Source organism: Pseudomonas sp. Irchel s3b6 (genome assembly GCF_900187415.1).
GTDB lineage: Bacteria > Pseudomonadota > Gammaproteobacteria > Pseudomonadales > Pseudomonadaceae > Aquipseudomonas.
This window is the reverse complement of the sequence record NZ_FYDM01000009.1, coordinates 149,357-174,898: the sequence shown is the minus strand read 5'-3', so window position 1 is coordinate 174,898 and position 25,542 is coordinate 149,357. Positions and strand designations below refer to the sequence as shown.

At 61.4% G+C, this 25,542-nt stretch carries 28 protein-coding genes; 15 read left to right on the top strand and 13 right to left on the bottom strand.

Going from position 1 to position 25,542, the window contains the following annotated elements:
- The first annotated feature begins 9 nt into the window (after positions 1-9).
- The 4 genes from CKW07_RS16790 to CKW07_RS16775 are packed head-to-tail and all read left to right on the top strand — an operon-like array spanning position 10 to position 2,572.
- Positions 10-444 (top strand): DUF4426 domain-containing protein, encoded by a 435-nt coding sequence (locus tag CKW07_RS16790; RefSeq protein WP_095146068.1) that lies wholly within the window; start codon positions 10-12, stop codon positions 442-444.
- Positions 441-1,037, top strand: a complete 597-nt coding sequence (rdgB, locus tag CKW07_RS16785; protein WP_095146066.1) for an RdgB/HAM1 family non-canonical purine NTP pyrophosphatase — start codon at positions 441-443, stop codon at positions 1,035-1,037. Before CKW07_RS16790 ends, rdgB begins: the two co-directional genes overlap by 4 nt.
- The gene (gene hemW / locus CKW07_RS16780; RefSeq protein WP_095146064.1) at positions 1,034-2,239 is read left to right on the top strand and encodes a radical SAM family heme chaperone HemW; all 1,206 of its coding nucleotides are present in this window, start codon (positions 1,034-1,036) and stop codon (positions 2,237-2,239) included. The genes rdgB and hemW overlap by 4 nt, the downstream gene beginning before the upstream one ends.
- 9 nt (positions 2,240-2,248) lie before the next feature.
- Positions 2,249-2,572 (top strand): DUF3392 domain-containing protein, encoded by a 324-nt coding sequence (locus CKW07_RS16775; protein WP_095081541.1) that lies wholly within the window; start codon positions 2,249-2,251, stop codon positions 2,570-2,572.
- Positions 2,573-2,690: 118 nt separating this feature from the next.
- Here the strand turns inward: CKW07_RS16775 and trmB are convergent, their stop codons facing one another.
- From trmB to CKW07_RS16755, 4 genes are all read right to left on the bottom strand, one after another.
- Entirely contained in the window at positions 2,691-3,416 is a 726-nt protein-coding gene (gene trmB / locus CKW07_RS16770) for a tRNA (guanosine(46)-N7)-methyltransferase TrmB (RefSeq protein WP_095146062.1), read from the bottom strand.
- Between the two features lie 9 nt (positions 3,417-3,425).
- Positions 3,426-4,220: a thiazole synthase gene (locus CKW07_RS16765; protein WP_095146061.1), complete on the bottom strand. Its 795-nt coding sequence runs from the start codon at positions 4,218-4,220 to the stop codon at positions 3,426-3,428.
- Between the two features lie 191 nt (positions 4,221-4,411).
- Positions 4,412-4,612: a sulfur carrier protein ThiS gene (thiS, locus tag CKW07_RS16760; protein WP_162184594.1), complete on the bottom strand. Its 201-nt coding sequence runs from the start codon at positions 4,610-4,612 to the stop codon at positions 4,412-4,414.
- 90 nt (positions 4,613-4,702) lie between these two features.
- On the bottom strand, positions 4,703-5,074 hold the full coding sequence (locus CKW07_RS16755; RefSeq protein WP_095081545.1) for a DUF423 domain-containing protein: 372 nt from the start codon (positions 5,072-5,074) through the stop codon (positions 4,703-4,705).
- Between the two features lie 74 nt (positions 5,075-5,148).
- Between CKW07_RS16755 and mtgA the strand changes: the two genes are divergently transcribed.
- Positions 5,149-5,871: a monofunctional biosynthetic peptidoglycan transglycosylase gene (gene mtgA, locus CKW07_RS16750; protein ID WP_095146059.1), complete on the top strand. Its 723-nt coding sequence runs from the start codon at positions 5,149-5,151 to the stop codon at positions 5,869-5,871.
- An 85-nt stretch (positions 5,872-5,956) separates the two neighbouring features.
- On the opposite strand, the gene rpoH is transcribed toward mtgA, so the two are convergent.
- From rpoH to ftsY, 4 genes are all read right to left on the bottom strand, one after another.
- Positions 5,957-6,811, bottom strand: a complete 855-nt coding sequence (gene rpoH / locus CKW07_RS16745; protein ID WP_095146057.1) for an RNA polymerase sigma factor RpoH — start codon at positions 6,809-6,811, stop codon at positions 5,957-5,959.
- 112 nt (positions 6,812-6,923) lie between these two features.
- Positions 6,924-7,946 carry a permease-like cell division protein FtsX gene (gene ftsX, locus CKW07_RS16740; protein WP_095146055.1) on the bottom strand — a complete coding sequence of 341 codons (1,023 nt, stop codon included), beginning with the start codon at positions 7,944-7,946 and terminating at the stop codon, positions 6,924-6,926.
- Complete coding sequence (gene ftsE, locus CKW07_RS16735) at positions 7,943-8,614, bottom strand: cell division ATP-binding protein FtsE (RefSeq protein ID WP_007975383.1); 672 nt, start codon at positions 8,612-8,614, stop codon at positions 7,943-7,945. Before ftsE ends, ftsX begins: the two co-directional genes overlap by 4 nt.
- A complete protein-coding gene (gene ftsY, locus CKW07_RS16730) occupies positions 8,614-10,221 on the bottom strand; it encodes a signal recognition particle-docking protein FtsY (RefSeq protein ID WP_095146053.1) in 1,608 nt (535 codons plus the stop codon). The genes ftsE and ftsY overlap by 1 nt, the downstream gene beginning before the upstream one ends.
- A gap of 346 nt (positions 10,222-10,567) precedes the next feature.
- Here ftsY and CKW07_RS16720 point away from each other — a divergent pair, with 346 nt between their 5' ends.
- Genes CKW07_RS16720 through CKW07_RS16705 form a run of 4 tightly spaced genes read left to right on the top strand, consistent with a single transcriptional unit; the run spans position 10,568 to position 15,084 of the window.
- Entirely contained in the window at positions 10,568-11,923 is a 1,356-nt protein-coding gene (locus tag CKW07_RS16720) for a pitrilysin family protein (RefSeq protein ID WP_095146051.1), read from the top strand.
- The gene (locus tag CKW07_RS16715) at positions 11,916-13,406 is read left to right on the top strand and encodes a pitrilysin family protein (RefSeq protein WP_095146050.1); all 1,491 of its coding nucleotides are present in this window, start codon (positions 11,916-11,918) and stop codon (positions 13,404-13,406) included. Before CKW07_RS16720 ends, CKW07_RS16715 begins: the two co-directional genes overlap by 8 nt.
- Entirely contained in the window at positions 13,406-14,023 is a 618-nt protein-coding gene (rsmD, locus tag CKW07_RS16710) for a 16S rRNA (guanine(966)-N(2))-methyltransferase RsmD (RefSeq protein ID WP_095146048.1), read from the top strand. Before CKW07_RS16715 ends, rsmD begins: the two co-directional genes overlap by 1 nt.
- A 56-nt stretch (positions 14,024-14,079) precedes the next feature.
- On the top strand, positions 14,080-15,084 hold the full coding sequence (locus tag CKW07_RS16705; RefSeq protein WP_095146046.1) for a hydrolase: 1,005 nt from the start codon (positions 14,080-14,082) through the stop codon (positions 15,082-15,084).
- 80 nt (positions 15,085-15,164) lie between these two features.
- On the opposite strand, the gene CKW07_RS16700 is transcribed toward CKW07_RS16705, so the two are convergent.
- Positions 15,165-16,019 carry a sulfurtransferase gene (locus CKW07_RS16700; protein WP_095146044.1) on the bottom strand — a complete coding sequence of 285 codons (855 nt, stop codon included), beginning with the start codon at positions 16,017-16,019 and terminating at the stop codon, positions 15,165-15,167.
- Between the two features lie 33 nt (positions 16,020-16,052).
- Entirely contained in the window at positions 16,053-16,724 is a 672-nt protein-coding gene (locus CKW07_RS16695; RefSeq protein WP_095081587.1) for a TetR/AcrR family transcriptional regulator, read from the bottom strand.
- A gap of 146 nt (positions 16,725-16,870) precedes the next feature.
- Here CKW07_RS16695 and CKW07_RS16690 point away from each other — a divergent pair, with 146 nt between their 5' ends.
- From CKW07_RS16690 to CKW07_RS16670, 5 genes are all read left to right on the top strand, one after another.
- A complete protein-coding gene (locus CKW07_RS16690) occupies positions 16,871-18,301 on the top strand; it encodes a coniferyl aldehyde dehydrogenase (RefSeq protein ID WP_095146042.1) in 1,431 nt (476 codons plus the stop codon).
- A 26-nt stretch (positions 18,302-18,327) separates the two neighbouring features.
- Positions 18,328-18,873 carry a twin-arginine translocation pathway signal protein gene (locus CKW07_RS16685; protein ID WP_095146040.1) on the top strand — a complete coding sequence of 182 codons (546 nt, stop codon included), beginning with the start codon at positions 18,328-18,330 and terminating at the stop codon, positions 18,871-18,873.
- Between the two features lie 68 nt (positions 18,874-18,941).
- A complete protein-coding gene (locus CKW07_RS16680; RefSeq protein ID WP_095146038.1) occupies positions 18,942-20,537 on the top strand; it encodes a GMC family oxidoreductase in 1,596 nt (531 codons plus the stop codon).
- A 115-nt stretch (positions 20,538-20,652) separates the two neighbouring features.
- Positions 20,653-21,132: a pantetheine-phosphate adenylyltransferase gene (gene coaD, locus CKW07_RS16675; RefSeq protein ID WP_095146036.1), complete on the top strand. Its 480-nt coding sequence runs from the start codon at positions 20,653-20,655 to the stop codon at positions 21,130-21,132.
- A 139-nt stretch (positions 21,133-21,271) separates the two neighbouring features.
- Positions 21,272-21,523 carry a YfhL family 4Fe-4S dicluster ferredoxin gene (locus tag CKW07_RS16670; protein ID WP_003195146.1) on the top strand — a complete coding sequence of 84 codons (252 nt, stop codon included), beginning with the start codon at positions 21,272-21,274 and terminating at the stop codon, positions 21,521-21,523.
- A 49-nt stretch (positions 21,524-21,572) separates the two neighbouring features.
- Here the strand turns inward: CKW07_RS16670 and mutM are convergent, their stop codons facing one another.
- Positions 21,573-22,385, bottom strand: a complete 813-nt coding sequence (mutM, locus tag CKW07_RS16665; RefSeq protein ID WP_095146034.1) for a bifunctional DNA-formamidopyrimidine glycosylase/DNA-(apurinic or apyrimidinic site) lyase — start codon at positions 22,383-22,385, stop codon at positions 21,573-21,575.
- Positions 22,386-22,415: 30 nt separating this feature from the next.
- Positions 22,416-23,285, bottom strand: coding sequence for an HDOD domain-containing protein (locus tag CKW07_RS16660; protein ID WP_095081574.1), 870 nt, complete (start codon positions 23,283-23,285; stop codon positions 22,416-22,418).
- 147 nt (positions 23,286-23,432) lie between these two features.
- Here CKW07_RS16660 and CKW07_RS16655 point away from each other — a divergent pair, with 147 nt between their 5' ends.
- Positions 23,433-24,629 (top strand): class I SAM-dependent rRNA methyltransferase, encoded by a 1,197-nt coding sequence (locus tag CKW07_RS16655; protein WP_095146032.1) that lies wholly within the window; start codon positions 23,433-23,435, stop codon positions 24,627-24,629.
- A gap of 154 nt (positions 24,630-24,783) precedes the next feature.
- On the opposite strand, the gene CKW07_RS16650 is transcribed toward CKW07_RS16655, so the two are convergent.
- Entirely contained in the window at positions 24,784-25,242 is a 459-nt protein-coding gene (locus CKW07_RS16650) for a transposase (protein WP_095146031.1), read from the bottom strand.
- Positions 25,243-25,542: the final 300 nt, after the last annotated feature.

Sequence of the window (25,542 nt, the reverse complement as noted above, 5' to 3'; positions counted from 1 at the left end):
AGAACGATCATGGGGCGTCTAGCTCTTTTTCTAGTTACAGCCTGCCTGAGCGTCAGCGCCATGGCAGCCGACGTCATCAAAGGCGAGCGCCAGGAAACCTTCGGTGACGTGACGGTGCACTACAACACCTTCAACTCCACCTACCTGACACCCGACATCGCCAAAGGCGCCGAACTGGTCCGCAGCAAGAACCAGGGTGTGATCAACGTCTCGGTGATCAAGGACGGCAAGCCGATGATCGCCAACGTCACCGGCACCGTGAAAGACCTGACCAGCCAGAGCGTGACGCTGAAGTTCAAGCAGATCACCGAACAAGGCGCGGTCTACTACATCGCTCAGTACCCGGTGGACCAGCAGGAAACCCGCACCTTTGACATCAAGGTGCAGACCGGCGACAAAATCAACACCATCAATTTCAACCAAGAGCTCTTCCCTGGCCAATGATCAACTTCACGCAACTCGTACTGGCCAGCCACAACGCCGGCAAACTCAAGGAACTCCAGGCCATGCTCGGCGACTCGGTGCACCTGCGCTCGATCGGCGAGTTCAGCAGCGTCGAGCCTGAAGAGACCGGCCTGTCGTTCGTCGAGAATGCCATCCTCAAGGCCCGTAACGCGGCACGTATTTCCGGCTTGCCGGCGCTGGCCGACGATTCGGGGCTGGCGGTGGACTTCCTCGGTGGTGCGCCGGGCATCTACTCGGCGCGCTATGCCGACGGCCAGGGCGATGCGGCCAACAATGCCAAGCTGCTCGATGCGCTCAAGGATGTGCCTGAAACCGAGCGCGGCGCGCAGTTCGTCTGTGTGTTGGCGCTGGTGCGTCACGCCGATGACCCGCTGCCGATTCTCTGCGAAGGCCTGTGGCACGGGCGCATCCTGACCCAGGCCAGCGGCGAACACGGCTTTGGCTACGACCCGCTGTTCTGGGTCCCGGAGCGCGACTGCTCCAGCGCCGAACTGGGCCCGACCGAGAAGAACCAGCTCAGCCACCGCGCCCGCGCAATGGAATTGCTGCGCCAACGCCTGAGCCTGAAATGACCCACGACCCCACCGCGTCGCCGCTGATCTTCGGCGGCGCCGCACCCTCGTCTCGGGCCGCGCTGCCAACACTGCCGCCCCTGGCGCTGTACATCCACATCCCGTGGTGCGTACGCAAATGCCCTTATTGCGACTTCAACTCCCACACCGCAAGCGTAGTGCTGCCGGAAGAAGAGTATGTCGACGCCCTGCTGGCCGACCTCGACCAGGACCTGCATGCCGTGTATGGCCGCGAACTGAGCTCGATCTTCTTCGGCGGCGGCACGCCCAGCCTGTTCAGTGCCCAGGCGCTGGGCCGACTGCTCAAAGGCGTGGAGCAACGCATCCCGTTCGCCAGCGACATCGAAATCACCCTGGAAGCCAACCCGGGCACCTTCGAACAAGAGAAGTTCGTCGCCTATCGAGCGCTGGGCATCAATCGCTTGTCGATTGGCATCCAGAGTTTCCAGCAAGAGAAACTCAAGGCCCTGGGACGAATCCACAACGGCGACGAAGCGGTGCGTGCCGCCGGCATGGCCCGTCAGGCCGGGTTCGACAACTTCAACCTGGACTTGATGCACGGCTTGCCCGACCAGTCCCTGGAGGACGCCCTGGGCGACCTGCGCCAGGCCATCGCCCTGAACCCGACCCACCTGTCCTGGTATCAGCTGACACTGGAGCCGAACACGGTGTTCTGGAACCAGCCGCCGACGCTGCCGGAAGACGACACCCTGTGGGACATTCAGGAGGCTGGCCAGGCGCTGTTAGCCGAACACGGTTATGCGCAGTACGAAGTCTCGGCCTACGCCCAATCCGGTCGCGCGGCGCGGCATAACCTCAACTACTGGAGTTTCGGCGACTTCATCGGCATCGGTGCCGGCGCCCACGGCAAGCTCAGCCATCCGGACGGGCGCATCGTGCGCACCTGGAAGACTCGCCTGCCCAAGGACTACCTCAACCCGGCCAAGAGCTTCCAGGCGGGCGAGAAAGCCCTGACCAATGACGAGTTGCCGTTCGAGTTCCTGATGAACGCCCTGCGCCTGACCGAGGGTGTGGAGGCGCGACTGTATCCGGAGCGCACCGGGCTGACCCTGGAAAGCCTTGCCGAAGGCCGGCGAGAGGCCGAACAAAGTGGCTTGTTGCAGGTCGAACCGTCACGTCTGGCGGCGACGATGCGCGGACAACTGTTCCTCAATGACTTGTTGCAGAACTTTCTGACATAAGGAAATCGAATGGATTTGGTACTCGACCTGCTCGCCACCGTATCTCGCTGGAGTCGCGGAAATCTGTCAGAAATCGCTCTGGCATTGGTGGGGTGTTTGCTGGTGCTGTTTGGCGCGGACTTCAAAGGCTGGGTCGAGCAACGCCTGGGCAACATCGCGGGCGCCTTGCGCGTGCCGATGATGGCCCTGCTGTGCGTGATCGGCAGCGGTGCAGCCCTGATCTACGCCACGCCCTTGATCGTCAAGGGCTTGAGTCAGTTCAACAACTACAGCCTGGCACCGGTGTTGTTGGTGGTATTGGTGTTGATCGGCGTCGTAGCCGACCGCCGCTGACCCTGCGCCCTATACAAATCCACTGTAGGAGCGAGCTTGCTCGCGATGATTGTTAACGAAAACGCGGGGCATCTGAAGCCCCGCGCTGCTTTGTAGTTTTTCGCGAGCAAGCTCGCTCCTACGACTGTTTTTCGAACTTCAGATCCCACACCCCGTGCCCAAGCCGTTCGCCACGGCGTTCGAACTTGGTGATCGGGCGTTCGGCCGGGCGCGGTACGCATTTGCCGTCTTCGGCCAGGTTGCGATACCCCGGCGCGACGTTCATCACTTCCAGCATGTACTCAGCGTACGGTTCCCAGTCAGTGGCCATGTGCAGCACACCGCCAACCTTCAACTTGCTGCGCACCAGCTCAGCGAACGACGCCTGAACGATACGGCGCTTGTGGTGACGGCTCTTGTGCCACGGGTCCGGGAAAAACAGCATCAGGCGATCCAGGCTGTTGTCGGCCACGCAACGGTTGAGCACTTCGATCGCATCGCAATCGTAGACCCGCAGGTTGGTCAGGCCTTGTGTCAGCACGCCATTGAGCAGCGCGCCGACACCCGGACGGTGTACTTCAACGCCAATGAAGTCCTGGTCCGGCGAAGCCGCGGCCATTTCCAGCAGCGAATGGCCCATGCCGAAGCCGATTTCCAGCGAGCGCGGTGCCGAGCGACCGAACACCTGGTCAAAATCCACCGGCGCATCGGCCAGTGGCAGGACGAACAGCGGCGTGCCCTGCTCCAGGCCTTTTTGCTGGCCTTCGGTCATGCGCCCGGCGCGCATCACGAAACTCTTGATACGGCGGTGTTGGCGCTCTTCGCCTTCTTCCGTCTGGATTGGCGTGTCGTTCGATTCAGTCATCAATGGCTCTTACTTGATCAGACCATCCAGCGGCGAGGAGGCGCTGGCATAGAGTTTTTTTGGCATACGCCCGGCGAGGTAGGCCAGGCGACCTGCCACAATGGCGTGTTTCATGGCTTGCGCCATCATGACCGGCTGCTGGGCGTGGGCAATGGCCGAGTTCATCAGCACGGCATCACAACCCAGTTCCATGGCGATGGTGGCGTCGGAAGCAGTACCGACACCAGCATCCACCAGCACCGGAATCTTGGCTTCTTCCAGGATGATCTGCAGGTTGTACGGGTTGCAGATCCCCAGACCGGAGCCGATCAGACCGGCCAGCGGCATCACCGCGATACAGCCGATTTCCGCCAGTTGACGGGCGATGATCGGATCATCACTGGTGTAAACCATCACGTCGAAGCCTTCCTTGACCAGCGTTTCGGCGGCCTTGAGGGTTTCGATCACGTTGGGGAACAGGGTTTTCTGGTCAGCCAGCACTTCCAGCTTCACCAGGTTATGGCCATCGAGCAGCTCACGGGCCAGGCGGCAGGTGCGCACGGCTTCGATGGCGTCGTAGCAACCGGCGGTGTTCGGCAGGAAGGTGTAGCGATCCGGCGACAGCACTTCGAGCAGGTTCGGCTCGCCCTCGATCTGGCCAAGGTTGGTGCGGCGCACGGCGAAGGTGACGATCTCGGCACCCGAGGCTTCGATGGCCAGGCGGGTTTCTTCCATGTCACGGTACTTGCCGGTACCGACCAGCAAACGCGACTGGTAAGTACGACCGGCCAGGACGAAAGGCTTGTCGCTGCGAACGATGCTCATGGGAAATCCTCTATAGGGGTGAGGTACTTGCAGAATTCCTTATAAACCAAACGCTGTGAAAACGTCGCGAGCGAAGGAAAGACAAGGCAAAAACAGGCGAGGAAGCGGAGTTTACGGGTTGTAAATGAGCATTCCGAGCCTGTTTTTAACGCAGTATTTCCGAGCGCAGCAGTTTTCACAGTGTTTGGCGGCTAGCCGCCGCCGATGGCGTGCACCACTTCGACGTTGTCGCCGTCGTTCAACGCGGTGTCTGCATGCTGACTGCGCGGGACGATATCCAGGTTGAGTTCGACCGCCACCCGGCGTCCGGTCAGGTCCAGACGGGTCAGCAGGGCCGCAACGGTTTCACCGTCGGGCAGTTCAAGGGATTCGCCGTTCAACTGAATGCGCATGCCGGATGCCGCCATCATTTTTAGGGGCCAGCATTCTAGCCCGATCAGTCAGGCCGACCCAAGCCATTCGTCTTGAAATGGACTCGCAAGTCAGCCCAGGCGCCAGGCGGCAAGCCCCAGGCAAACCCAGCCAGCCAGGAAGGCCAGGCCACCGAAGGGCGTGACGATGCCCAGCTTGCCGACACCCGTAAGCGTCAGCAGGTACAGGCTGCCGGAAAACAACAGGATTCCGAGGGCAAACGAGACACCCGCCCACGTGATCAACCGTCCGGGAATCTGCGTGGCCAGCAGTGCGACACCCAGCAACGCCAGGGTGTGTACCAACTGATAGGTGACGCCGGTATGAAAGATTGCCAGGTATTCGCTGCTCAGGCGGCCCTTGAGGCCATGGGCGGCAAATGCGCCCAGGGCGACGCCGGTAAAACCGAAGAAAGCAGCCAGCATCAAAAAGCCACGCAGCATGAGGAACTCCAGTCAGATTCATCGGGCAGGGTCTGTATAATGGCCGGCTCGACGGGTTCGGCCAAGCCATCTCTATGCTGCGTATATTTCTCCAACGCTTCACGAAAGTCCTGCTCTGGTTCGTGGGCGGCAGCGTATTGCTGGTGCTGGTGTTCCGTTTTGTCCCGCCACCGGGGACCACACTGATGGTCGAGCGCAAGATCGAATCCTGGTTCGACGGCGAACCCATTGACCTGCAACGTGACTGGGAGCCGTGGGACAACATCTCCGACGACCTGAAGGTCGCGGTCATGGCCGGCGAAGACCAGAAGTTTCCCGAGCACTGGGGCTTTGACTTTGGCGCCATACAGGCCGCCTTTGCCCACAACGAACGCGGTGGTTCGATCCGCGGCGCCAGTACCCTGAGCCAGCAAGTGTCCAAGAACCTGTTCCTGTGGTCGGGTCGCAGCTGGCTGCGCAAGGGCCTGGAAGCCTGGTTTACCGCGCTGATCGAAATCTTCTGGCCCAAGCAGCGGATTCTCGAGGTGTACCTCAACAGCGTGGAATGGGATGAGGGCGTGTTTGGCGCCGAAGCTGCCGCACGGCATCACTTTGGCGTCAGCGCCCGCTCACTGAGCCGCCAGCAAGCCAGCCTGCTGGCTGCGGTACTGCCCAACCCACGGGTCTGGAGCGCCAGCCATCCAAGCAGTTATGTCGCACGCCGTGCCGGCTGGATTCGGCGACAGATGAGTCAACTGGGTGGGGACAGTTACCTGCTGGGGCTCAACGATTCGCGCCGGGCACCGTGGTCTCAATAAGTCCTTTCTGCCGATTACGATCAGGTACCACAAACGAAAACGCCCCGATCAGTGATCAGGGCGTTTTTTATTGCCAGCAAGAAAGTTACGCGGCAATCGACAGCTTGAGCTTGTTCATCGCGCTCTTTTCAAGCTGACGGATACGCTCGGCCGACACGTTGTACTTCTGCGCCAGGTCGTGCAGCGTGGCTTTCTCTTCGGCCAGCCAGCGCTGGTAGAGAATGTCGCGGCTGCGGTCGTCCAGCACGTCCAGTGCCTCATGCAGGTTGCTGGTGGAGTTGTCGCTCCAGTCGGCATCTTCCAGTTGACGCGCCGGGTCGTACCGATGGTCTTCCAGATAGTTGGCCGGCGACTGGAATGCGCTGTCGTCATCCGCTTCGGCAGCCGGGTCAAACGCCATGTCGTGGCCGGTCAGCCGGCTTTCCATCTCGCGCACTTCCCGCGGCTCCACGCCGAGGCTTTCAGCCACGCGATGGACTTCATCGTTGTTCAGCCATGCCAGGCGTTTTTTCTGGCTGCGCAGGTTGAAGAACAGTTTGCGCTGGGCCTTGGTGGTTGCGACTTTCACGATGCGCCAGTTGCGCAGGATGAATTCGTGGATCTCCGCCTTGATCCAGTGCACGGCAAAAGACACCAGGCGCACACCCATCTCCGGGTTGAAGCGCTTGACCGCCTTCATCAGGCCAACGTTGCCTTCCTGGATCAGGTCAGCCTGGGCCAGGCCGTAGCCGGAATAGCTGCGGGCAATATGTACAACAAAACGCAGGTGGGCGAGCACCATCTGCCGAGCCGCCCCCAAATCCTGCTCATAGTAGAGACTCTCGGCCAGTTCACGCTCCTGCTCCGGTGTCAGCAATGGAATGCTGTTCACCGTGTGCACATAAGCCTCCAGGTTCGCGCCTGGGACCAGAGCATAAGCAGGTTGCAAAGAAGTGGTCATACGAAAAAACCTCCGACTCACATAACTCGTGCAGTTCAGCACTGCGAAAATTGACCGGAAACCGAAGGACAAGTTCCCCTACACGCTGAAAGGACATACAAGCAAAAAGACACTACTTCGGGGCAAGCTCTCTCAAATGGCGTGCCACCGCAATCCACGCACCGATATACCCCAACAACACCGCACCTAGCAAGAGAGACAGACCATCGGCTGCCGGCACCCCGGCCAGTGCGAAATTACTGCCGTACAGGCCAGCCAACCCTGTTACCGCGTCATTCAGCCAGTTGAGGCCGAATGCCAGGACACCCCAGGAAAGGATCCCCGCGCCGAAGCCATACAGCGCCCCCATATACAGAAAGGGCCTACGCACATAGCTGTCAGTGCCGCCGACCAGTTTAATCACTTCTATCTCGGTGCGGCGGTTTTCAATATGAAGACGAATGGTATTGCCTATCACCAAAAGTAATGCAGAAACCAGCAACACGGTCAGACCGAAGACAAACCGCTCGCCCAGCTTGAGTATCGCCGCCAAACGCTCGACCCAGACTAGATCAAGTTGCGCCTGCTGTACCTTCGGCAACTCGGAAAGTCTTTGTCTTAATGCTTCAAGCGCCGCTTTGTCGACCTCCTTCGGCGTCACCAGCACCACGCCAGGCAGCGGGTTTTCCGGCAGCTCCTTGAGCGCTTCACCCAGTCCCGACTGCTGCTGGAACTCTTCCAGCGCCTGCTCGCGACCGATGTACTCGGCCTCGGCCACGCCTGGCAGGGCATTGATCTGCTCGCGCAGTTGCTCGCCTTCGCTGGCGCTGGCGTCGAGTTGCAGGTACAGCGAGATCTGCGCCGCACGCTGCCAGGAGCCGCCCAGGCGCTCGACGTTATTCAGCAAAAGTGACAGACCCATCGGCAAACTCAGGGCAACCGCCATCACCAGGCAGGTGAAGAAGCTGCCAATCGGCTGCTTGCCCAGGCGACGCAGGCTGTCGAGCAGGCTGGCGCGATGGCTTTCAATCCAGGCATGCAGCAAGGTCTTGAAATCCGGGCCATCGTCTTCATCGCGGTTATTCTTTTGCGGTTGCGGATCGGCGGCCTTCGGGGCCACTCGCTCGGAAACCTTCGGACTACGGGTAGCACTCATACCGCGGCCTCCCCGTCGCCGATCAATCGGCCACGTTGCAAGGTCAGCATGCGATGACGCATGCGGGCAATCAGCGCCAGGTCGTGACTGGCGATCAATACGCTGGTGCCCAGACGGTTGATGTCTTCAAAGACACCCATGATTTCCGCCGCCAGCCGCGGATCGAGGTTACCGGTCGGTTCATCCGCCAGCAGCAGGGCCGGGCGATGGACGATGGCGCGGGCGATGCCGACACGCTGTTGCTGACCGGTAGACAGGTCACCCGGGTACAGGTCGGTCTTGTCCGACAACGCCACACGCTCCAGGGCCGAGTCCACGCGCTTGGCGATCTCCGCCTTGGACAAGCCCAGGATCTGCAACGGCAAGGCGACGTTGTTGAACACCGTGCGGTCGAACAGCAACTGGTGGTTCTGGAACACCACGCCGATCTGCCGACGCAGGAACGGGATTTGCGCGTTGCTGATGGTCGACAGGTCCTGCCCGGCCAGCAGCAGCTTGCCTGAGGTTGGGCGCTCCATGGCGAGCAACAGTCGCAACAGGGTACTTTTACCGGCCCCGGAGTGACCGGTTACAAACAAAAACTCGCCACGACGGACTCGAAAGCTCAGCTCATGCAAGCCGACGTGACCGTTCGGGTAGCGCTTACCGACCTGTTCGAAACGAATCATTAACGCTCCCGCTCGGCAAACAGTGCCTGGACAAAGGGTTCTGCTTCAAAGGTACGCAAATCGTCGATGCCTTCACCGACACCAATGTAGCGAATCGGCAGGCCAAACTGCTTGGCCAGGGCGAAAATCACCCCACCCTTGGCCGTGCCATCGAGCTTGGTCAGGGCCAGGCCTGTCAGCTCGACCGTCTGGTTGAATTGCTTAGCCTGGTTGATGGCGTTCTGGCCGGTACCGGCGTCGAGCACCAGCAACACCTCGTGCGGTGCGTCGGCGTCGAGCTTGCCGATCACCCGGCGAACCTTCTTCAGCTCTTCCATCAGGTTGTCTTTGGTGTGCAGGCGACCGGCGGTGTCGGCGATCAAGACATCAATGTTGCGCGCCTTGGCGGCCTGCACGGCATCGAAGATCACCGAAGCCGAGTCGGCGCCTGTGTGCTGGGCGATCACCGGGATCTTGTTGCGCTCGCCCCAGACCTGCAACTGCTCGACTGCCGCGGCACGGAAGGTGTCGCCCGCCGCGAGCATGACTTTCTTGCCTTCGAGTTGCAGCTTCTTCGCCAGTTTGCCGATGGTGGTGGTCTTGCCGGCGCCATTGACGCCAACCACCAGAATCACGAACGGCTTGTTCTGCGCCACGATCTTCAGCGGCTGCTCGACCGGCTTGAGCATCTCAGCCAGCTCGGCCTGGAGGGATTTGTACAGAGCGTCGGCATCGGCCAGCTCCTTGCGCGCAACCTTCTGGGTCAGCCGCTGGATGATCACCGAGGTCGCCTCGACCCCCACGTCAGCGGTCAGCAAGCGGGTCTCGATGTCTTCGAGCAGCTCGTCATCGATGATCTTTTTGCCCAGGAACAGGCTGGCCATGCCCTCGCCGATGCTGGCGCTGGTTTTTGACAAACCTTGCTTGAGGCGGGCAAAAAAGCCGGCCTTGGCCTCTTCAGTGCGCGCAGGTTGAGGCGCTTCCTGTTCCGCGGCGACCGCTGCAACCGGCATTGGTGCAGGCTCGGCGGCGATCGGGGCCGGCGAGGTCACTGGGGCCGGAGTTGGCACGACAGTGATCGGGGTTGGGGTTACAACCGGGATTGGAGCTGGAGCCGGGGTTGGCACAGGCTCTGGCGCCACAAACGCGGCGATGATCGGCTGTGGCAGGTCAGGCTCTTCAACTTCCAGCGGCTCGAGCGTCGGTTCGACCAGCGACTTCGGCTCGCCCACCAACAGTTCTACGGCTTGCTGGACCACGGTCGGCGCGGGAATCGGTGGCGTGACATGGGGCGCTTGCTCGTCTTCGACCAACGCAACCGGCTCTTCCGGTACGGGCAGGGTCAACCATGGCTTATGCGCGACTTCGGCGACAGGCGGCAGTTTGATCACCACCTCAGGTTGCGGTTCGACGACCGGCTGCAGTACCGGCTCGACCGGCGGTACCACCACGGGAGCCGGTGCTTCGGCAACCGGCGCGGCGTTGACAACCGGCTCGGGCGCAACCTCGGGAAGCGCCTGTGGCTGTTCGACGACGGGTTCCTGCGGCTTTTTGCGCAGCCATCCGAACAGGCTTTTCTTCTCGCCAGCCGCAGCTGGGTTCTTCTTGTCGTCGTTGGAACCAAACATGGAGGACGGCTATCTCACGGTAGCGACGCGCCAATGTGGCGCCTCGGCAATTGAATATTCGATGCAGAACAGACTGCGTTTGACCCAGCTTGTTCACGCGCAACATTTTGTCGAAGTGCCCAACGGCACCTCAAAGGTCGACTAACACGAAGGACTGCAGCGGCATCGTCGGCGAAAACGCAGAGTTTAGCTGATAAACCCAAAGCTTCTTCCATAAACCCATACAACCTACCGACCGATCAAAGGCCTGATAGGCGTGGCCGCCGTTAAATCGGATCAGTATCCTAGCACCCTCTAGCCCGCCGACGCTAAGACCAAGCGGGCAGCCCAACAGGTTTAAAAACGAATGAATGCTCTAGCCCGCCGCGCCGCAGGCCTGCTGCTCAGCACAGTTTGTCTGCCCCTTTCGGCTTTGGCTGCCGACCCTCAACCGACCCACGAATTCACCCTCGACAACGGCCTCAAGGTCGTCGTGCGCGAAGACCACCGGGCCCCGGTGGTGGTTTCCCAGGTCTGGTACAAGGTCGGCTCCAGCTACGAAACCCCCGGCCAGACCGGCTTGTCCCACGCACTGGAACACATGATGTTCAAGGGCAGCGAGAAAGTCGGCCCCGGCGAAGCATCGTTGATCCTGCGCGACCTGGGCGCCGAAGAAAACGCCTTCACCAGCGATGACTACACCGCGTACTACCAGGTGCTGGCCCGTGATCGCCTGGGCGTGGCGTTTGAACTGGAGGCCGACCGCATGGCCACCCTGCGCCTGCCGGCCGACGAGTTCAGCCGCGAGATCGAAGTGATCAAGGAAGAACGTCGCCTGCGCACCGACGACAAGCCGATGTCCAAGGCCTTCGAGCGCTTCAAGGCCATGGCCTTCCCGGCCAGCGGCTACCACACGCCGACCATCGGCTGGATGGCCGACCTGGACCGCATGAAGGTTGAAGAGCTGCGCCACTGGTATGAATCCTGGTACGCACCGAACAACGCCACACTGGTGGTGGTCGGCGACGTGACCCCGGACGAAGTCAAAGCCTTGGCACAGCGCTACTTCGGGCCGATCGCCAAGCGCGACGTGCCACCGGCCAAGATTCCGCGAGAGCTGGCCGAGCCCGGCGAGCGTTTGATTACCCTGAAAGTGCAGACCCAACTGCCGGCCCTGATGCTGGGCTTCAACGTGCCAAGCATCGCCACCACCGAAGACAAACGCTCGGTGAACGCCCTGCGACTGATCGCGGCCCTGCTGGATGGCGGCTACAGTGGGCGCATCCCGACCCAACTGGAACGCGGCGAAGAACTGGTGTCGGGTGGCTCGTCGAGCTATGACGCCTATACCCGCGGCGACAGCCTCTTCACCCTGTCGGCGACCCCCAACACCCAGAAACACAAAACCATGGCCCAGGCTGAAGCCGGCCTGTGGAAACTGCTGGAGCAGCTCAAGACCACGGAGCCGTCCGCTGAAGAGCTGGAGCGCGTGCGGGCCCAAGTGATTGCCGGCCTGGTCTACGAGCGAGACTCGATTACCAGCCAGGCCACCGCCATCGGCCAACTGGAGACCGTCGGCCTGTCCTGGAAACTGATGGACAGCGAACTCGCCGAACTGGAAAGCGTGACCCCGCAAGACATCCAGAAAGCTGCCCGACTCTATTTCACCCGCGAACGTCTCAGCGTCGCCCATGTTCTGCCACAGGAGACGACTCATGAGTGAGCGTAAACCAACGCGCCGGGCGCTGATCGGCCTGATCGCCGTCGCCCTGATCGGCTCTGCCGCCTTCTATTTCTCCAGGACCGATGAGTCCTTGGCCAGCGAAGCCTTCGACAAGGCCAAGTCCAGCCAGAAGCTGCAATCGCTGGCGGAACTCAACGGCAAGGCGCCGAGCCATCGCACGCTGGACGTTCAGACCTGGACCACCGCCGAGGGTGCAAAAGTACTGTTCGTGGCCGCCCCCGAACTGCCAATGTTCGACATGCGCCTGATTTTCGCCGCCGGCAGCAGCCAGGACGGCGACAAGCCAGGGCTGGCGATGCTGACCAACGCCATGCTCAACGAAGGCGTTGCCGGCAAGGATGTCAGCCAGATCGCCGAGGGTTTCGAAGGCCTGGGTGCCGACTTTGGCAATGGTGCCTACAAGGACATGGCGGTTGCCTCGCTGCGCAGCCTGAGCGCGGTAGACAAACGCGAACCCGCCCTCAAGCTGTTCGCTGAAGTGGTGGGCAAACCGACGCTCCCGGCCGACTCGCTGGCACGGATCAAGAACCAGATGCTCGCGGGCTTCGAATACCAGAAGCAGAACTCGGCAAAAGTGGCGAGCCTGGAACTGATGCGTCGTCTGTACGGCCAGCATCCGTATGCCCACTCCAGCGACGGCAATGCGCTGAGCATTCCTCAAATTACCCTGGCACAACTCAAAGCCTTCCACGCCAAAGCCTATGCAGCGGGCAACGTGGTGATCGCGCTGGTCGGCGACCTGTCGCGCAGCGAGGCGCAAGCGATTGCCGCCCAGGTCTCCGCCGCCCTGCCCAAAGGCCCGGCGCTGGCCAAGATCGAGCAACCAGTGGAGCCCAAGCCCGGCACCAGCCGCGTCGAGTTTCCGTCCAAGCAGACCAACCTGATGCTCGCCCAATTGGGCATCGACCGTGACGATCCGGACTACGCGGCCGTCTCCATGGGCAACCAGATTCTGGGTGGCGGTGGTTTTGGCACCCGGCTGATGAGCGAAGTCCGTGAAAAACGCGGCCTGACCTATGGCGTCTACTCGGGCTTCTCGCCGATGCAGGCCCGCGGTCCGTTCATGATCAACCTGCAAACCCGCGCCGAAATGAGCGAAGGCACGCTCAAGCTGGTACAGGACGTCATGACCGACTACCTTAAAACGGGTCCGACCCCGAAAGAGCTCGACGATGCCAAGCGTGAACTGGCCGGTAGCTTCCCGCTGTCCACTGCCAGCAACGCCGATATTGTCGGCCAACTGGGTGCCATGGGCTTCTACGACTTGCCGCTGACCTACCTTGAGGATTTCATGCGGCAGTCGCAGAACCTGACCGTCGAACAGGTCACCGCCGCCATGAATAAACACCTGAGCATGGATAAAATGGTCATCGTCACCGTTGGCCCTACCGTGCCGCAAAAGCCGTTACCGGCCCCTACTGACAAACCTTCCGAGCAGCCGCTCGGGGTTCCGGAGCATTAATGGCCAGTCCATCGCGTCCCAAGAAACCCGCTCACAACGTCCACAACGGCGTGAACCAATTGCGCATCATCGGCGGCGAGTGGCGCAGCCGTCGCCTGAGCTTCCCGGACGCCCCGGGCTTGCGCCCGACGCCAGACCGCGTGCGCGAAACCCTGTTCAACTGGCTCGCGCCCTACGTGGCCGGGGCCAAGGTGCTTGACCCGTTCGCCGGCAGCGGCGCGCTGTTTCTCGAAGCCCTGTCCCGTGGCGCAGCCATGGGCCAGGCACTGGATGCCAGCAGCCTGGCGGTTTCCAGCCTGAAAGAGCATTTGGGCACCCTGCGCTGCACCGTCGGCCAGGTGCAAACCGCCGACGCCCTGCGCTACCTGGAAACCCAACCGGCCAGTGCCTACGACCTGGTGTTCCTGGACCCGCCGTTCAACCAGAACCTGCTACCCGCCGTGTGTACCCTGCTGGAAGAGCGGCAATGGCTGGCCGACAATGCGTGGATCTACACGGAAAGCGAAAACGCGCCTTCGACGCTCGGCCTGCCGGGAGCCTGGCGCCTGCACCGCGAGCAAAAATCCGGGCGGGTCTACTACGCGTTGTGGCATCGTCTGGCAGAGATCGCCGGTTAACCGACCGGCTTGAAACCGGTGCGCACAGGTTGCGCACCGCTGCATCGAGTACAACCGTGCCTACACCGCCAAACCGCTTCACCCCCGCCTTCGGCCTCGGCAACCCGCACCTGCAAACCTTGTGGGGGCCGCTGTGGCGTAAAACCACGCACCTGGACCGACAACGCGAACGCCTGTGGCTGGATGACGGCGATTTCCTGGATCTCGACTGGCACGGACCGCACAGCGCTGAAACGCCCTTGGTGCTGGTGCTGCATGGGCTGACCGGGTCGTCGAACTCACCCTACGTCGCCGGCCTGCAAAAAGCCTTGTCCGCCCGGGGCTGGGCCAGCGTCGCGCTGAACTGGCGTGGCTGTTCGGGCGAACCGAACCGGTTGCCACGCAGCTATCACTCCGGTGTCAGCGAAGACCTCGCGGCGGCGATCAATCACCTGCGCGCGACACGCCCGTTAGCGCCGCTGTACGCGGTCGGCTACTCACTGGGGGGCAACGTGCTGCTCAAGCATCTGGGCGAAACCGGCAGTGACAGCCAGTTACAGGGCGCCGTGGCAGTCTCGGTGCCGTTTCGCCTGGACCAGTGCGCAGACCGTATCGGCCAGGGCTTTTCCAAGGTCTACCAAGCGCACTTCATGCGCGAGATGCTGGCCTACATCAAGATCAAAGAGCGACAGTTCCTCCTCGACGGCCGTCACGAGGGCCTGGCGACACTGGCCCAACTGGGCTCGCTGGACAACATGCGCACCTTCTGGGATTTCGATGGCCGAGTGACCGCGCCGCTGCATGGCTTCGAAGACGCGCACGACTACTACCGCCGTGCCTCCAGCCGCTATTTCCTCGGTGAAATCCGCACGCCGACGCTGATCATCCAGGCGGCTGACGATCCGTTTGTCTTTCCCTACAGCTTGCCGGTGTCCAGCGAACTGTCGGCCTGCACGCAATTTGAACTGCAGACCAAGGGTGGGCATGTCGGCTTTGTCGATGGCACGCTGCGCACGCCCGGTTACTACCTGGAGCGACGCATTCCCGATTGGCTGGTTCAATCGGCTCGCGGACAAGGTTAATCCGGGCGAGCCGATCCATTTCTGGCTACCGGCCCCTGGCCGAAACTGAATCGACCTCGGACAGTGGCCGGTCTGACGTCTCAGTCGCCGGTGGCAATCGCGCGCGCGGGGTCCGTGATCCACTCGCTCCACGAACCAGCATACAGTGCCCCCAGCGGGTAGCCGGCCAGGCACAAGGCGAACAGGTTGTGGCAGGCCGTCACCCCGGAACCGCAGTACGCCACCAATTCGGTGGGCGAGCGGTCACCCAGCTTTTCGGCAAAGCGCTGCTTGAGTTGGTCGGCAGGCAGGAAGCGCCCATCCGCGCCCAGGTTGTCGGTGAACGCCGCACATTGAGCCCCCGGAATATGCCCGGCAACCGGGTCGATGGGCTCGACCTCGCCACGAAAACGCGGCAGCCCACGGGCGTCGAGCAACGTCAGGGCAGGTTGCCCGAGGCGCTGTTGCAGTTTCTCGGCACTGAGCAGCAAGGTCGTGTCCGGCACGCCTTGGAAAGTGCCACGGATCCTGGTCGGCGCATCCAGGCTCAGCGGCAGGCCCGCGATGTGCCAGGCCTTGAGGCCGCCATCCAGGATGAACACGCCGTCGCGCTTGCCCAGCCACGCCAGCAACCACCAGGCCCGCGCGGCAAAGGCGCCGGGGCCGTCGTCATACAGCACCACTTCACTGTCATTGCTGATGCCCCAGGCTTGCAGGCGCTCGATCAGCGACTGCGCCGCAGGCAACGGGTGGCGGCCGGTCACGCCCTTGATCACCGGGCCACTGAGGTCGCGCTCCAGATCGGCGAACACGGCACCGGCGATATGCCCTTCGGCATAGCTGCGCTGGCCGTAATCCGGGTCTTCGAGGGCAAAACGACAATCCAGTATCACCAGCCCGGCCTGGTCTTTTTTCTGTTCCAGGGCAGTAGGGCTGATCAGTTGCGCGATGAACATGGCGAGCTCCTGTGAGTAAGTCTGAGTTCGATGCTACTGCACTTCTTCGAGGGCCTGGGCCAATGGCACGTAAAACTCCTCGAATAAAGCACTGACCTCTTCGCGGGCCTGCTCGGTGACAAACCCGGCTTCCAGCACCAGGACCTGATAAACGCCACGCTTGATGGCTTGCTCGCTCAGGTGGCTGGAATTTTCCCGGGTCGTGCACAAAAAGCGCACCCAGGAGGTCAGGATGATCCAGGCATTGAGCGTCAGGGATTCGATCTGCACCTTGTCCATGCGCAGGATCCCGGCTTCGACAAAGCCTGCGTAGATCGCCGTGCCCTGGATCAGGCAGCGCTGGGAGAAGCGCCGGTAGCGGGCTGCCAGCTCGGCATCGTTGTCGAGCAGGTGTTCCAGGTCACGGTGCAGGAACCGGTACCGCCACATGGCCGCCAGCAACGCCTGCAAATAGAAGCGCTTGTCCGCAACCGTGGCCGCACGGCCCTGGGGCGGGCGCAGGAAGCTTTCGACCAGCGCCTCGTACTCACTGAATAACACGGCGATGATCGCCTGCTTGTTGGGGAAGTGGTAGTACAGGTTGCCCGGAGAAATCTCCATGTGCGCGGCAATATGGTTGGTGCTGACGCTGCGTTCGCCCTGCTGATTGAACAGCTCAAGGCTGTTCTGCACGATGCGCTCGCTGGTTTTTATCCGTGGGGCCATGGCTTGGGCTTTAATTCAAAGTGCGTTGATGGGCATCTTACGACCTATCCGTCGACGGATAAATCATCGCTTCCCGAGGTAGTCATTTGACATTTTAGAGCATAGACTCTAAAAACTTCTCCAGTCTAACAATAATCGGAGCCACCATGACCGCCGACATTGCCTACCTGCAAAACGCCCAGCAGGCCTTGAGCGAGCTTAACGACCTGTTTACCGCCCAGCGTCAGGCATACGCGGCCAACCCGATGCCGCCAGCGGCTCAGCGCCAGCAGTGGCTCAAAGCCCTGCGCGACCTGTTGAGTGACGAACGCCAGGCCCTGATCGAGGCGATCAGCCAGGATTTCAGCAACCGCAGCGCGGATGAAACCCTGCTCGCCGAACTGATGCCGAGCCTGCACTGCATCCACTACGCCAGCAAACACCTCAAAGGCTGGATGAAAGCCTCCCCGCGCAAGGTCGGTGCCGCGTTTCAGCCGGCCAAGGCCAAGGTGGTCTATCAGCCACTGGGGGTGATCGGGATCATCGTACCGTGGAACTATCCGCTGTACCTGGCCATCGGGCCGCTGGTCGGCGCCCTGTCGGCCGGCAACCGGGTGATGCTCAAGCTCAGCGAGTCCACGCCCGCCACAGGCGCCCTGCTCAAGACCTTGCTGGCCAAAGTGTTCCCCGAAGACCTGGTGTGCGTGGTCCTGGGTGAAGCGGACATGGGCATCGCCTTCTCCCGCCTGCCGTTCGACCATCTGTTGTTTACCGGGGCCACCAGCATCGGCAAACACGTGATGCGGGCCGCGGCCGAACACCTGACACCCGTCACCCTGGAACTGGGCGGCAAATCCCCGGCCATCGTGTCCCACGACGTACCGCTCAAGGACGCCGCCGAGCGTATTGCGTTCGGCAAGACCCTCAACGCCGGACAAACCTGCGTTGCGCCCGACTATGTGCTGGTGCCTGAAGAACGGGTCGGCTCCTTTGTCGAAGCCTATCGCCAGGCGGTTCGCGGGTTTTACCCGACCCTCGCGGACAACCCCGACTACACCGCCATCATCAATGACCGCCAACTGGCGCGGCTGCACGGCTACCTCAGCGACGCCACCAGCAAAGGCGCGTTGCTGGTCCCGATGTTCGAGCAGGACCAGGGGCGGCGCATGGGCCACAGCCTGCTGCTTAATGTCAGCGACGACATGACCGTGATGCAGGACGAGATCTTTGGCCCGGTGCTGCCGATCGTGCCCTACAAAACGCTGGATGACGCCTTCGCCTACATCAACCAACGGCCGCGTCCGCTGGCGCTCTACTATTTCGGCTACGACAAGGCCGCACAGAACCGCGTCCTCCAGCACACCCATTCCGGCGGTGTGTGCCTGAACGACACCCTGCTGCATGTGGCCCAGGACGACATGCCGTTTGGCGGTATCGGCGCGTCAGGCATGGGCCACTACCATGGTCATGAAGGCTTCCTGACCTTCAGCAAGGCCAAGGGTGTCTTGATCAAGCAGCGCTTCAACGCGGCGAAACTGATTTACCCGCCTTACGGCAAATCCATCCAGAAGCTGATTCAGAAGCTGTTCATCCGCTGACATTTCATTGCCGGGTAATAACAATAATGAACCCCAGTCTGTCCGATTCCCCCGCGCTGTCACGGCGCGGCCTGCTCAAATTCAGCCTTGGCGCTACCGCCTTCCTCGCCACTGCGGGCCTGGGCGCCAGCCTCAGCGGTTGCTCGGCCAGCACCCCGGCCAGCGGCTTTGCGGTACTGCGCAGCAGCGACCTGCCGTTTCTGCGGGCCCTGCTCCCGGTGATGCTCGACGGTGCCATCGCGCCCGAGAAAATGCCTGCGGCCCTCGAAGGCACCCTGAAATCGCTGGATGACAGCCTCAACCATTTGTCACCAGAAATGCTCAAGCTGACCCAGCAGTTGTTCGACGTGCTCGCCATGCCCGTCACCCGCGGGCCCTTGACCGGAATCTGGGGCGCCTGGGAGAACGCCAGCGGCGATGACATCCGCCGCTTCCTGCAACGCTGGGAAAACAGCTCATTGAGCCTGTTGCGCATGGGTCACAGCTCGATCCTGCAACTGGTGATGATGGCCTGGTACAGCCGCGCCGAATCATGGGCTCATTGCGGCTATCCCGGCCCGCCCACCGTTTAAGACCGTGGTTCGCCTGTGATGAGGCTGCCTGCCTCACTACACTACTTAAAATAAAAAGAGAGTCCCAGATGCCCGTACCCGACCCGTTCCGCGAAGGCATGGCCCGCGGCTGGAAAACCTACAATGGCTCGCAACTGGCCAATGACCTGACGCTGGAAGCCGACATTGCCATCATCGGCAGCGGTGCGGGCGGCGGCACCACCGCCGAAATCCTCAGCGCCGCCGGTTACAAGGTGCTGCTGATTGAAGAAGGCCCGCTCAAGACCAGCAGTGACTTCAAGATGCTGGAAGACCAGGCCTACACCAACCTCTACCAGGAAGGCATCGGCCGCATGAGCAAGGACGGCGCGATCACCATCCTTCAGGGGCGCGCGGTGGGCGGCACGACACTGATCAACTGGACCTCGAGTTTTCGCACCCCCGAGCCGACCCTGGAACACTGGGCCAAAGAGCATGACGTCAAAGGCCACAGCCCGGCCGAGATGGCACCCTGGTTCGAGAAAATGGAGCAGCGCCTCGGCGTCGCCCCGTGGCTGGTGCCACCCAACGCCAACAACGATGTGATCAAGAAAGGCTGTGAACAACTGGGCTACAGCTGGCACGTGATCCCGCGCAACGTGCGTGGCTGCTGGAACCTGGGCTATTGCGGCCTGGGCTGCCCGACCAATGCCAAGCAATCGATGATCGTCACCACCATCCCCGCCACGCTGGAAAAAGGCGGCGAACTGCTTTACCTGGCTCGCGCCGAGCAACTGTTGATCAAGGACGACAAGGTCACCAGCCTGCAGTGCGTAGCAATGGACGAACGTTGCGTGGCCCCGACCGGACGCACCATCACCGTCAAGGCGCGCCACTACGTGCTGGCCGGCGGCGGCATCAACAGCCCGGCGTTGCTCCTGCGTTCCAGGGCGCCAGACCCACATGAATGCCTGGGAAAACGCACCTTCCTGCACCCGGTGAACATGTCCGCCGGGCTGTTCGATAACGTGATCAACCCGTTCTACGGCGCGCCGCAGTCGATTTACTCCGACCATTTCCAGTGGCAGGACGGCACCACCGGCAAGATGTCCTACAAGCTGGAAGTACCACCGTTGCACCCCGCATTGGCGGCGACCCTGCTCGGTGGCTTTGGTACCGAAAGCGCCGAACACATGCACCAGTTGCCGCACACTCACGCGATGCTGGCGCTGATGCGCGACGGTTTTCACCCCGACAGCACTGGCGGCAGCGTCGAATTGCGTGGCGATAACACACCCGTGCTCGACTACCAGGTGTCGGACTATGCCTGGGACGGCCTGCGCCGGGCGTTTCACAGCATGGCCGAGATCCAGTTCGCTGGGGGCGCAAAGGCCGTCATGCCCATGCACGCCGACGCGCGCTACGTGAAAACCCTGGCCGAAGCCCGCACCATGATCGACGGCCTGAGCCTTGAGCTGTACCGCACCCGCCTGGGCAGCGCCCATGTGATGGGCGGCTGCGCCATGGGTGAAAACCCGAAAAACGCCGTCACCGACAGCCTTGGCCGTCACCATCAACTGAGCAACCTGTCGATTCACGACGGCTCGCTGTTCCCCACCAGCATTGGTGCCAACCCACAATTGTCGGTCTATGGGCTGACCGCACAATTGGCCAGCGCACTGGCGGAGCGTTTGAAAAGCGCATGAAAAAATCGATTATTCGCAGCGTCTATAGTGCTTTCTTACCGCAAAGGTGGCTTGGCCGACCGGGAATGCTGCGATACCATCCGACTCCCCAACGGATTCCCGCCAGGACGACGCGATGAACCGAGTGTTGTACCCAGGTACCTTCGACCCTATTACCAAGGGCCATGGCGATCTGGTCGAACGCGCCTCGCGCCTGTTCGACCACGTGATCATCGCCGTCGCCGCCAGCCCGAAGAAAAACCCGCTGTTCCCCCTGGAACAGCGCGTGGAACTGGCTCGCGAGGTCACCAAGCATCTGCCGAACGTCGAAGTCGTCGGCTTTTCGACGCTGTTGGCGCACTTCGCCAAAGAGCAGAATGCCAACGTGTTCCTGCGTGGTTTGCGCGCCGTGTCGGACTTCGAATACGAGTTCCAGCTGGCCAACATGAACCGCCAGTTGGCCCCGGATGTCGAAAGCCTGTTCCTCACGCCCTCCGAGCGTTATTCGTTTATTTCTTCGACGCTGGTCCGTGAAATTGCAGCCCTGGGCGGCGATATCACCAAGTTCGTCCACCCTATCGTGGCCGACGCCCTGACCCAGCGTTTCAAGAAATAACGACCGAAAAACGTCCGCGCCCGACCCGGACGTTTTTTGCCCTCCATCGCCCCCGCGTGCACTGCGCTCGTCAATGCGGCACAATTGTGTGCATTAGTTTTCAGATGCCTGGGCCGACAGCCCCCGGCAGGAGCCCCCAATGTCCCTGATCATCACCGACGATTGCATCAACTGCGACGTCTGCGAACCCGAGTGCCCGAACGCCGCCATCTCCCAGGGCGAAGAGATCTACGTGATCGACCCAAACCTGTGCACCCAGTGCGTCGGCCACTATGACGAACCACAATGCCAGCAGGTTTGCCCGGTAGACTGCATTCCGCTGGACGAAGCCCATCCGGAAACTGAAGAGCAGTTGATGGAGAAATACCGAAAAATTACCGGTAAGGCTTGAGCCATATCGCGCCCGAAAGGGCGCACTTGCGGGTTATCACGCCCTGCTGTCAGCGCTGGCACCGTGGGCAAAACACACTCGCGCGCTGCCCCAGCTTCACTTCTCGAAGCTCTGTCCCGCACACCTTGCAGCCTTCGCCGCCCCGACCGTAGACGAACAGTTCCTGCTGGAAGTAGCCCGGCTGGCCGTCACCGCCAACGAAGTCACGCAAGGTGGTGCCACCACGCTCGATGGCCGCGGCCAGAATGCGTTTGATCTCAATCGCCAGCTTCAGATAGCGCGCCCGGGAAATCCCCTTGGCCTCGCGGCGCGGATCGATCCCGGCGGCAAACAGCGCTTCGGTCGCATAAATATTGCCAACCCCCACCACCACGGCGTTGTCCATGATGAAGGGCTTGACCGCCATGGAGCGTGCGCGCGACAGCTGAAACAACCGCTCACCGTCGAACAGGTCGGTCAAAGGCTCGGGCCCGAGGCGAATCAGCAATTCATGATGCAGCGGGTCGAGACTCCAGAGCATCGCGCCAAAGCGTCGCGGGTCGGTGTAGCGCAGGGCCAGGCCAGACTCCAGCTCTATGTCCACATGCTCATGCTTGGCCGCTGGCAGCCCGATCTCCACCAGGCGCAGATTACCCGACATGCCCAAGTGACTGATCAAGGTGCCGACTTCGGCATTGATCAGCAAATACTTGGCACGGCGGTCCACCCCCACGATGCGCTGCCCGGAAAGGCGTACATCGAGGTCCTCCGGGATCGGCCAGCGCAGGCGCCGCTCGCGCACAATCACGCGGCTGACACGCTGGCCTTCAAGGTAGGGCGCAATACCGCGGCGGGTGGTTTCGACTTCTGGCAATTCGGGCATGGCGTACTCGGCTCAGGAAAGGTCCGACACTCAGTGGTGAGCGCCGAGTTCGCGAATCGTCTGCTTGAGGTTTTCGAAGTCGTAGTCCGAGAGGCCGACATAGTCGAGCACCAGATGCCCGATGCTGTCCCACTCATGATCTTCGACCTGGCTGCCCAGTACCCGGTACGACGCGCAAATGTGTTCAGCCATTTTCAGGATTGCCAGCAGGTTCTTCAACTGGCTGTTGCGCGACGTCTCATCGCTGAAGATCGCCAGCGCATTGTGGTGATTGGCGATGGCGTGGGTCACGTGCTCCGGCAAGCGCCAGGACTTCGCGGTGTAGTAGCCGACCACGGCGTGGTTGGTGTTGAACGCACGGTTTTCCGTGTCCACCACTCGGCACTCGGCGCTCGCGCTGGCATAGGCCTCTTCCAGCACCGACATGTAGTTGGGGAAGCGCTTGAGCATCAGCGGCACGCCGCAATCGTGGAACAGCCCCAGGGCGTAGGCTTCGTCCACCGCCTGCGAGCCAATGCGCTTGGCCAGGCTCAAGCTGGTCATCGCCACATCCTGGGCGGTGTCCCAGAACCGGTTGAGGGTGACGATGGTGTCGTCATTCATCTCGCCCTTGATCGACTGCGCGTTGATCATGTTGATCACCGAACGGCTGCCCAGCAGGTTTACCGCACGCTGGATCGACGCGATCTTGTTGCTCAAGCCGAAGTACGGCGAGTTGACGATTTTCAGCAAGGCGCCAGAGAGGCCGGGGTCCTGGGAGATCAGCTTCGCGATCACTTCCAGGTCCGGGTCGGGCATGTACTGCTCCATCTGCAAATCCACCATGATTTGCGGTTGAGGCGGTACGCTGATGCCTTGCAGGGCCTGCTGGATCTGTTCGGAAGATAGCTCTTGGGACATAAGTACTCACTCTGGGCAAGTGATCGATTCTAGCGGAAAAAAACCGCCACATGGGCGATCTGTCCGACGCAACGCCTATAAACAACCGCGCTGCAAGCCCCCATCTAGCGCTATAATCCCGCTCTTTTTTTCACCTGGAGCGACGTCATGTCCCTGCCAAGCTTGCGCCTCAAAGCCAACGCCGACCGTCGCCTGCGCGCCGGTCACCTGTGGGTCTACAGTAACGAAATCGACGTAGCCGCCACCCCACTGCACGGCTTCAAGGCGGGCGATCAAGCGATACTGGAAGCTGCCGGTGGCAAGCCCCTGGGCATCGTCGCCATGAGCCCGAACAACCTGATCTGTGCGCGCCTGCTGTCGCGCGACATCAAGCTGCCGCTCGACAAGTCGCTGCTGGTACACCGCATCAACGTGGCCCTGTCGCTGCGTGACCGCCTGTTCGACAAGCCGTTCTACCGCCTGGTCTACGGCGATTCCGACCTGTTGCCGGGCCTGGTAGTCGATCGTTTCGGCGACATCCTGGTGGTACAGATCGCTTCGGCGACCATGGAAGCCCATAAAGAAGACGTGATCGCCGCGCTGACCCAAGTGCTCAAGCCGAGCGGCATCCTGTTCAAGAATGACTCCGCGGCACGCGACGCCGAAGGCCTCGAGCGCTACGTCGACACCGTGTTCGGCCTGGTGCCGGAGTGGGTAGCCCTGGAAGAGAACGGCGTGAAGTTCGAAGCGCCGGTCATCCAGGGACAGAAAACCGGCTGGTTCTACGACCACCGCATGAACCGCGCGCGCCTGGCACCGTATGCCAAAGGCAAACGCGTACTGGACCTGTACAGCTACATCGGCGGCTGGGGCGTGCAAGCTGCCGCATTCGGCGCCAGTGAAGTGTTCTGCGTCGACGCATCGGCCTTCGCCCTCGACGGCGTCGAGCGCAACGCCGCGCTGAACGGCTTTGCCGACAAGATGACCTGCATCGAAGGCGACGTGTTCGAAGCCCTCAAGGAATTGAAAGCCAGCGAAGAGCGTTTCGACGTGATCGTGGCCGACCCGCCGGCGTTCATCAAACGCAAGAAAGACATGAAGAACGGTGAAGGCGCCTACCGCCGCCTGAACGAGCAAGCCATGCGCCTGCTCACCAAGGACGGCATCCTGGTCAGCGCTTCGTGCTCGATGCACCTGCCCGAAGACGACCTGCAGAACATCCTGCTGACCAGCGCCCGCCATCTGGACCGCAACATCCAGCTGCTTGAGCGTGGCAGCCAGGGCCCGGACCACCCGGTACACCCGGCCATCGCCGAAACCCGCTATATCAAGAGCATTACCTGCCGGTTGTTGCCTAACAGCTGACGGCTAGATTCACTGTAGGAGCGAGCCGGGCGGCGCTCCGTTTGCTCGCGAAAAGCGCATCGGCGACGCGGGCTTCCAGAAGCGCTGCATTATCGTTGACGTTCTTCGCGAGCGAGCTCGCTCCTACAGCGAGCCGTATTTGCCTGGGAATGTTTCAGAGCCAGATGGCATCCCACAGCGGATAGTCGCCGAGACTTGTAACCAGTCCTGCTCGCAATGGATTGGCAATGATGTAGCGGGCCATCACCTTGAGGTCATCCTCGCGACGCAGGGCCCGATCGAAGTATCCCTTTTGCCATACAGGTGCATAACAGCCTCGTTGTTGATTGATGAGCCGTGCACAGCGAGATTTCGTCACTTGCATTAATTTCGGCAAATCACCGTTGCGTAACTCAACCAGCCAGTGAAGGTGATCTGGCATGACTACCCAGGCCAATGAGTCGGCAGCGCCGGTTTCTTGAGCTTTTCGGAGTTGACTCACCACCAGGCGACCCATTCGCCAATCATTGAAGATCGGTTGTCGTTGATGGGAGACGGCCGTGAGCAAGTAGATGCGGCCGGATTCTGAATAACGGCCGGCACGTAAGTGATGGGCATGTGGCGTATCGGACATTCCATTGTCCTCCTCGGTGACGGAAGAGAAACGGTAAGCTGGAAGAAGAGGGTTGTCGTTGTGGCAATGGGTCCGGATGTGTCGGTTCCCCCTGTAGGAGCGAGCGTGCTCGCGAAAAAACATCTGGCACCGTGATCTATCAGTCACAACGCGTCATCGTTGGCGTTTTTCGCGAGCGCGCTCGCTCCTACAATGGTATATGCCGCCCGCTCGTGCTCGCCGGCATTCCCTCCAGCCTCCAGCGGTGTAGAATCGAACGATTCATCGCCAGTCATCCCCCGGCGGGTTTATGAGCTCAGG

What these genes read in the sequence shown, in the direction of transcription:
- CKW07_RS16715 (WP_095146050.1), top strand. Translation starts at nt 11,916, where the DNA reads ATGAGTGAGCGTAAACCAACGCGCCGGGCGCTGATCGGCCTGATCGCC.
- mutM (WP_095146034.1), bottom strand. Translation starts at nt 22,385, where the DNA reads ATGCCCGAATTGCCAGAAGTCGAAACCACCCGCCGCGGTATTGCGCCC.
- CKW07_RS16650 (WP_095146031.1), bottom strand. Translation starts at nt 25,242, where the DNA reads ATGTCCGATACGCCACATGCCCATCACTTACGTGCCGGCCGTTATTCA.
- CKW07_RS16755 (WP_095081545.1), bottom strand. Translation starts at nt 5,074, where the DNA reads ATGCTGCGTGGCTTTTTGATGCTGGCTGCTTTCTTCGGTTTTACCGGC.
- ftsE (WP_007975383.1), bottom strand. Translation starts at nt 8,614, where the DNA reads ATGATTCGTTTCGAACAGGTCGGTAAGCGCTACCCGAACGGTCACGTC.
- rsmD (WP_095146048.1), top strand. Translation starts at nt 13,406, where the DNA reads ATGGCCAGTCCATCGCGTCCCAAGAAACCCGCTCACAACGTCCACAAC.
- hemW (WP_095146064.1), top strand. Translation starts at nt 1,034, where the DNA reads ATGACCCACGACCCCACCGCGTCGCCGCTGATCTTCGGCGGCGCCGCA.
- trmB (WP_095146062.1), bottom strand. Translation starts at nt 3,416, where the DNA reads ATGACTGAATCGAACGACACGCCAATCCAGACGGAAGAAGGCGAAGAG.
- mtgA (WP_095146059.1), top strand. Translation starts at nt 5,149, where the DNA reads ATGCTGCGTATATTTCTCCAACGCTTCACGAAAGTCCTGCTCTGGTTC.
- CKW07_RS16680 (WP_095146038.1), top strand. Translation starts at nt 18,942, where the DNA reads ATGCCCGTACCCGACCCGTTCCGCGAAGGCATGGCCCGCGGCTGGAAA.
- CKW07_RS16720 (WP_095146051.1), top strand. Translation starts at nt 10,568, where the DNA reads ATGAATGCTCTAGCCCGCCGCGCCGCAGGCCTGCTGCTCAGCACAGTT.
- CKW07_RS16790 (WP_095146068.1), top strand. Translation starts at nt 10, where the DNA reads ATGGGGCGTCTAGCTCTTTTTCTAGTTACAGCCTGCCTGAGCGTCAGC.
- CKW07_RS16655 (WP_095146032.1), top strand. Translation starts at nt 23,433, where the DNA reads ATGTCCCTGCCAAGCTTGCGCCTCAAAGCCAACGCCGACCGTCGCCTG.
- CKW07_RS16700 (WP_095146044.1), bottom strand. Translation starts at nt 16,019, where the DNA reads ATGTTCATCGCGCAACTGATCAGCCCTACTGCCCTGGAACAGAAAAAA.
- CKW07_RS16660 (WP_095081574.1), bottom strand. Translation starts at nt 23,285, where the DNA reads ATGTCCCAAGAGCTATCTTCCGAACAGATCCAGCAGGCCCTGCAAGGC.
- CKW07_RS16695 (WP_095081587.1), bottom strand. Translation starts at nt 16,724, where the DNA reads ATGGCCCCACGGATAAAAACCAGCGAGCGCATCGTGCAGAACAGCCTT.
- CKW07_RS16685 (WP_095146040.1), top strand. Translation starts at nt 18,328, where the DNA reads ATGAACCCCAGTCTGTCCGATTCCCCCGCGCTGTCACGGCGCGGCCTG.
- CKW07_RS16690 (WP_095146042.1), top strand. Translation starts at nt 16,871, where the DNA reads ATGACCGCCGACATTGCCTACCTGCAAAACGCCCAGCAGGCCTTGAGC.
- ftsX (WP_095146055.1), bottom strand. Translation starts at nt 7,946, where the DNA reads ATGAGTGCTACCCGTAGTCCGAAGGTTTCCGAGCGAGTGGCCCCGAAG.
- rdgB (WP_095146066.1), top strand. Translation starts at nt 441, where the DNA reads ATGATCAACTTCACGCAACTCGTACTGGCCAGCCACAACGCCGGCAAA.
- CKW07_RS16670 (WP_003195146.1), top strand. Translation starts at nt 21,272, where the DNA reads ATGTCCCTGATCATCACCGACGATTGCATCAACTGCGACGTCTGCGAA.
- rpoH (WP_095146057.1), bottom strand. Translation starts at nt 6,811, where the DNA reads ATGACCACTTCTTTGCAACCTGCTTATGCTCTGGTCCCAGGCGCGAAC.
- CKW07_RS16775 (WP_095081541.1), top strand. Translation starts at nt 2,249, where the DNA reads ATGGATTTGGTACTCGACCTGCTCGCCACCGTATCTCGCTGGAGTCGC.
- thiS (WP_162184594.1), bottom strand. Translation starts at nt 4,612, where the DNA reads ATGCGCATTCAGTTGAACGGCGAATCCCTTGAACTGCCCGACGGTGAA.
- coaD (WP_095146036.1), top strand. Translation starts at nt 20,653, where the DNA reads ATGAACCGAGTGTTGTACCCAGGTACCTTCGACCCTATTACCAAGGGC.
- ftsY (WP_095146053.1), bottom strand. Translation starts at nt 10,221, where the DNA reads ATGTTTGGTTCCAACGACGACAAGAAGAACCCAGCTGCGGCTGGCGAG.
- CKW07_RS16765 (WP_095146061.1), bottom strand. Translation starts at nt 4,220, where the DNA reads ATGAGCATCGTTCGCAGCGACAAGCCTTTCGTCCTGGCCGGTCGTACT.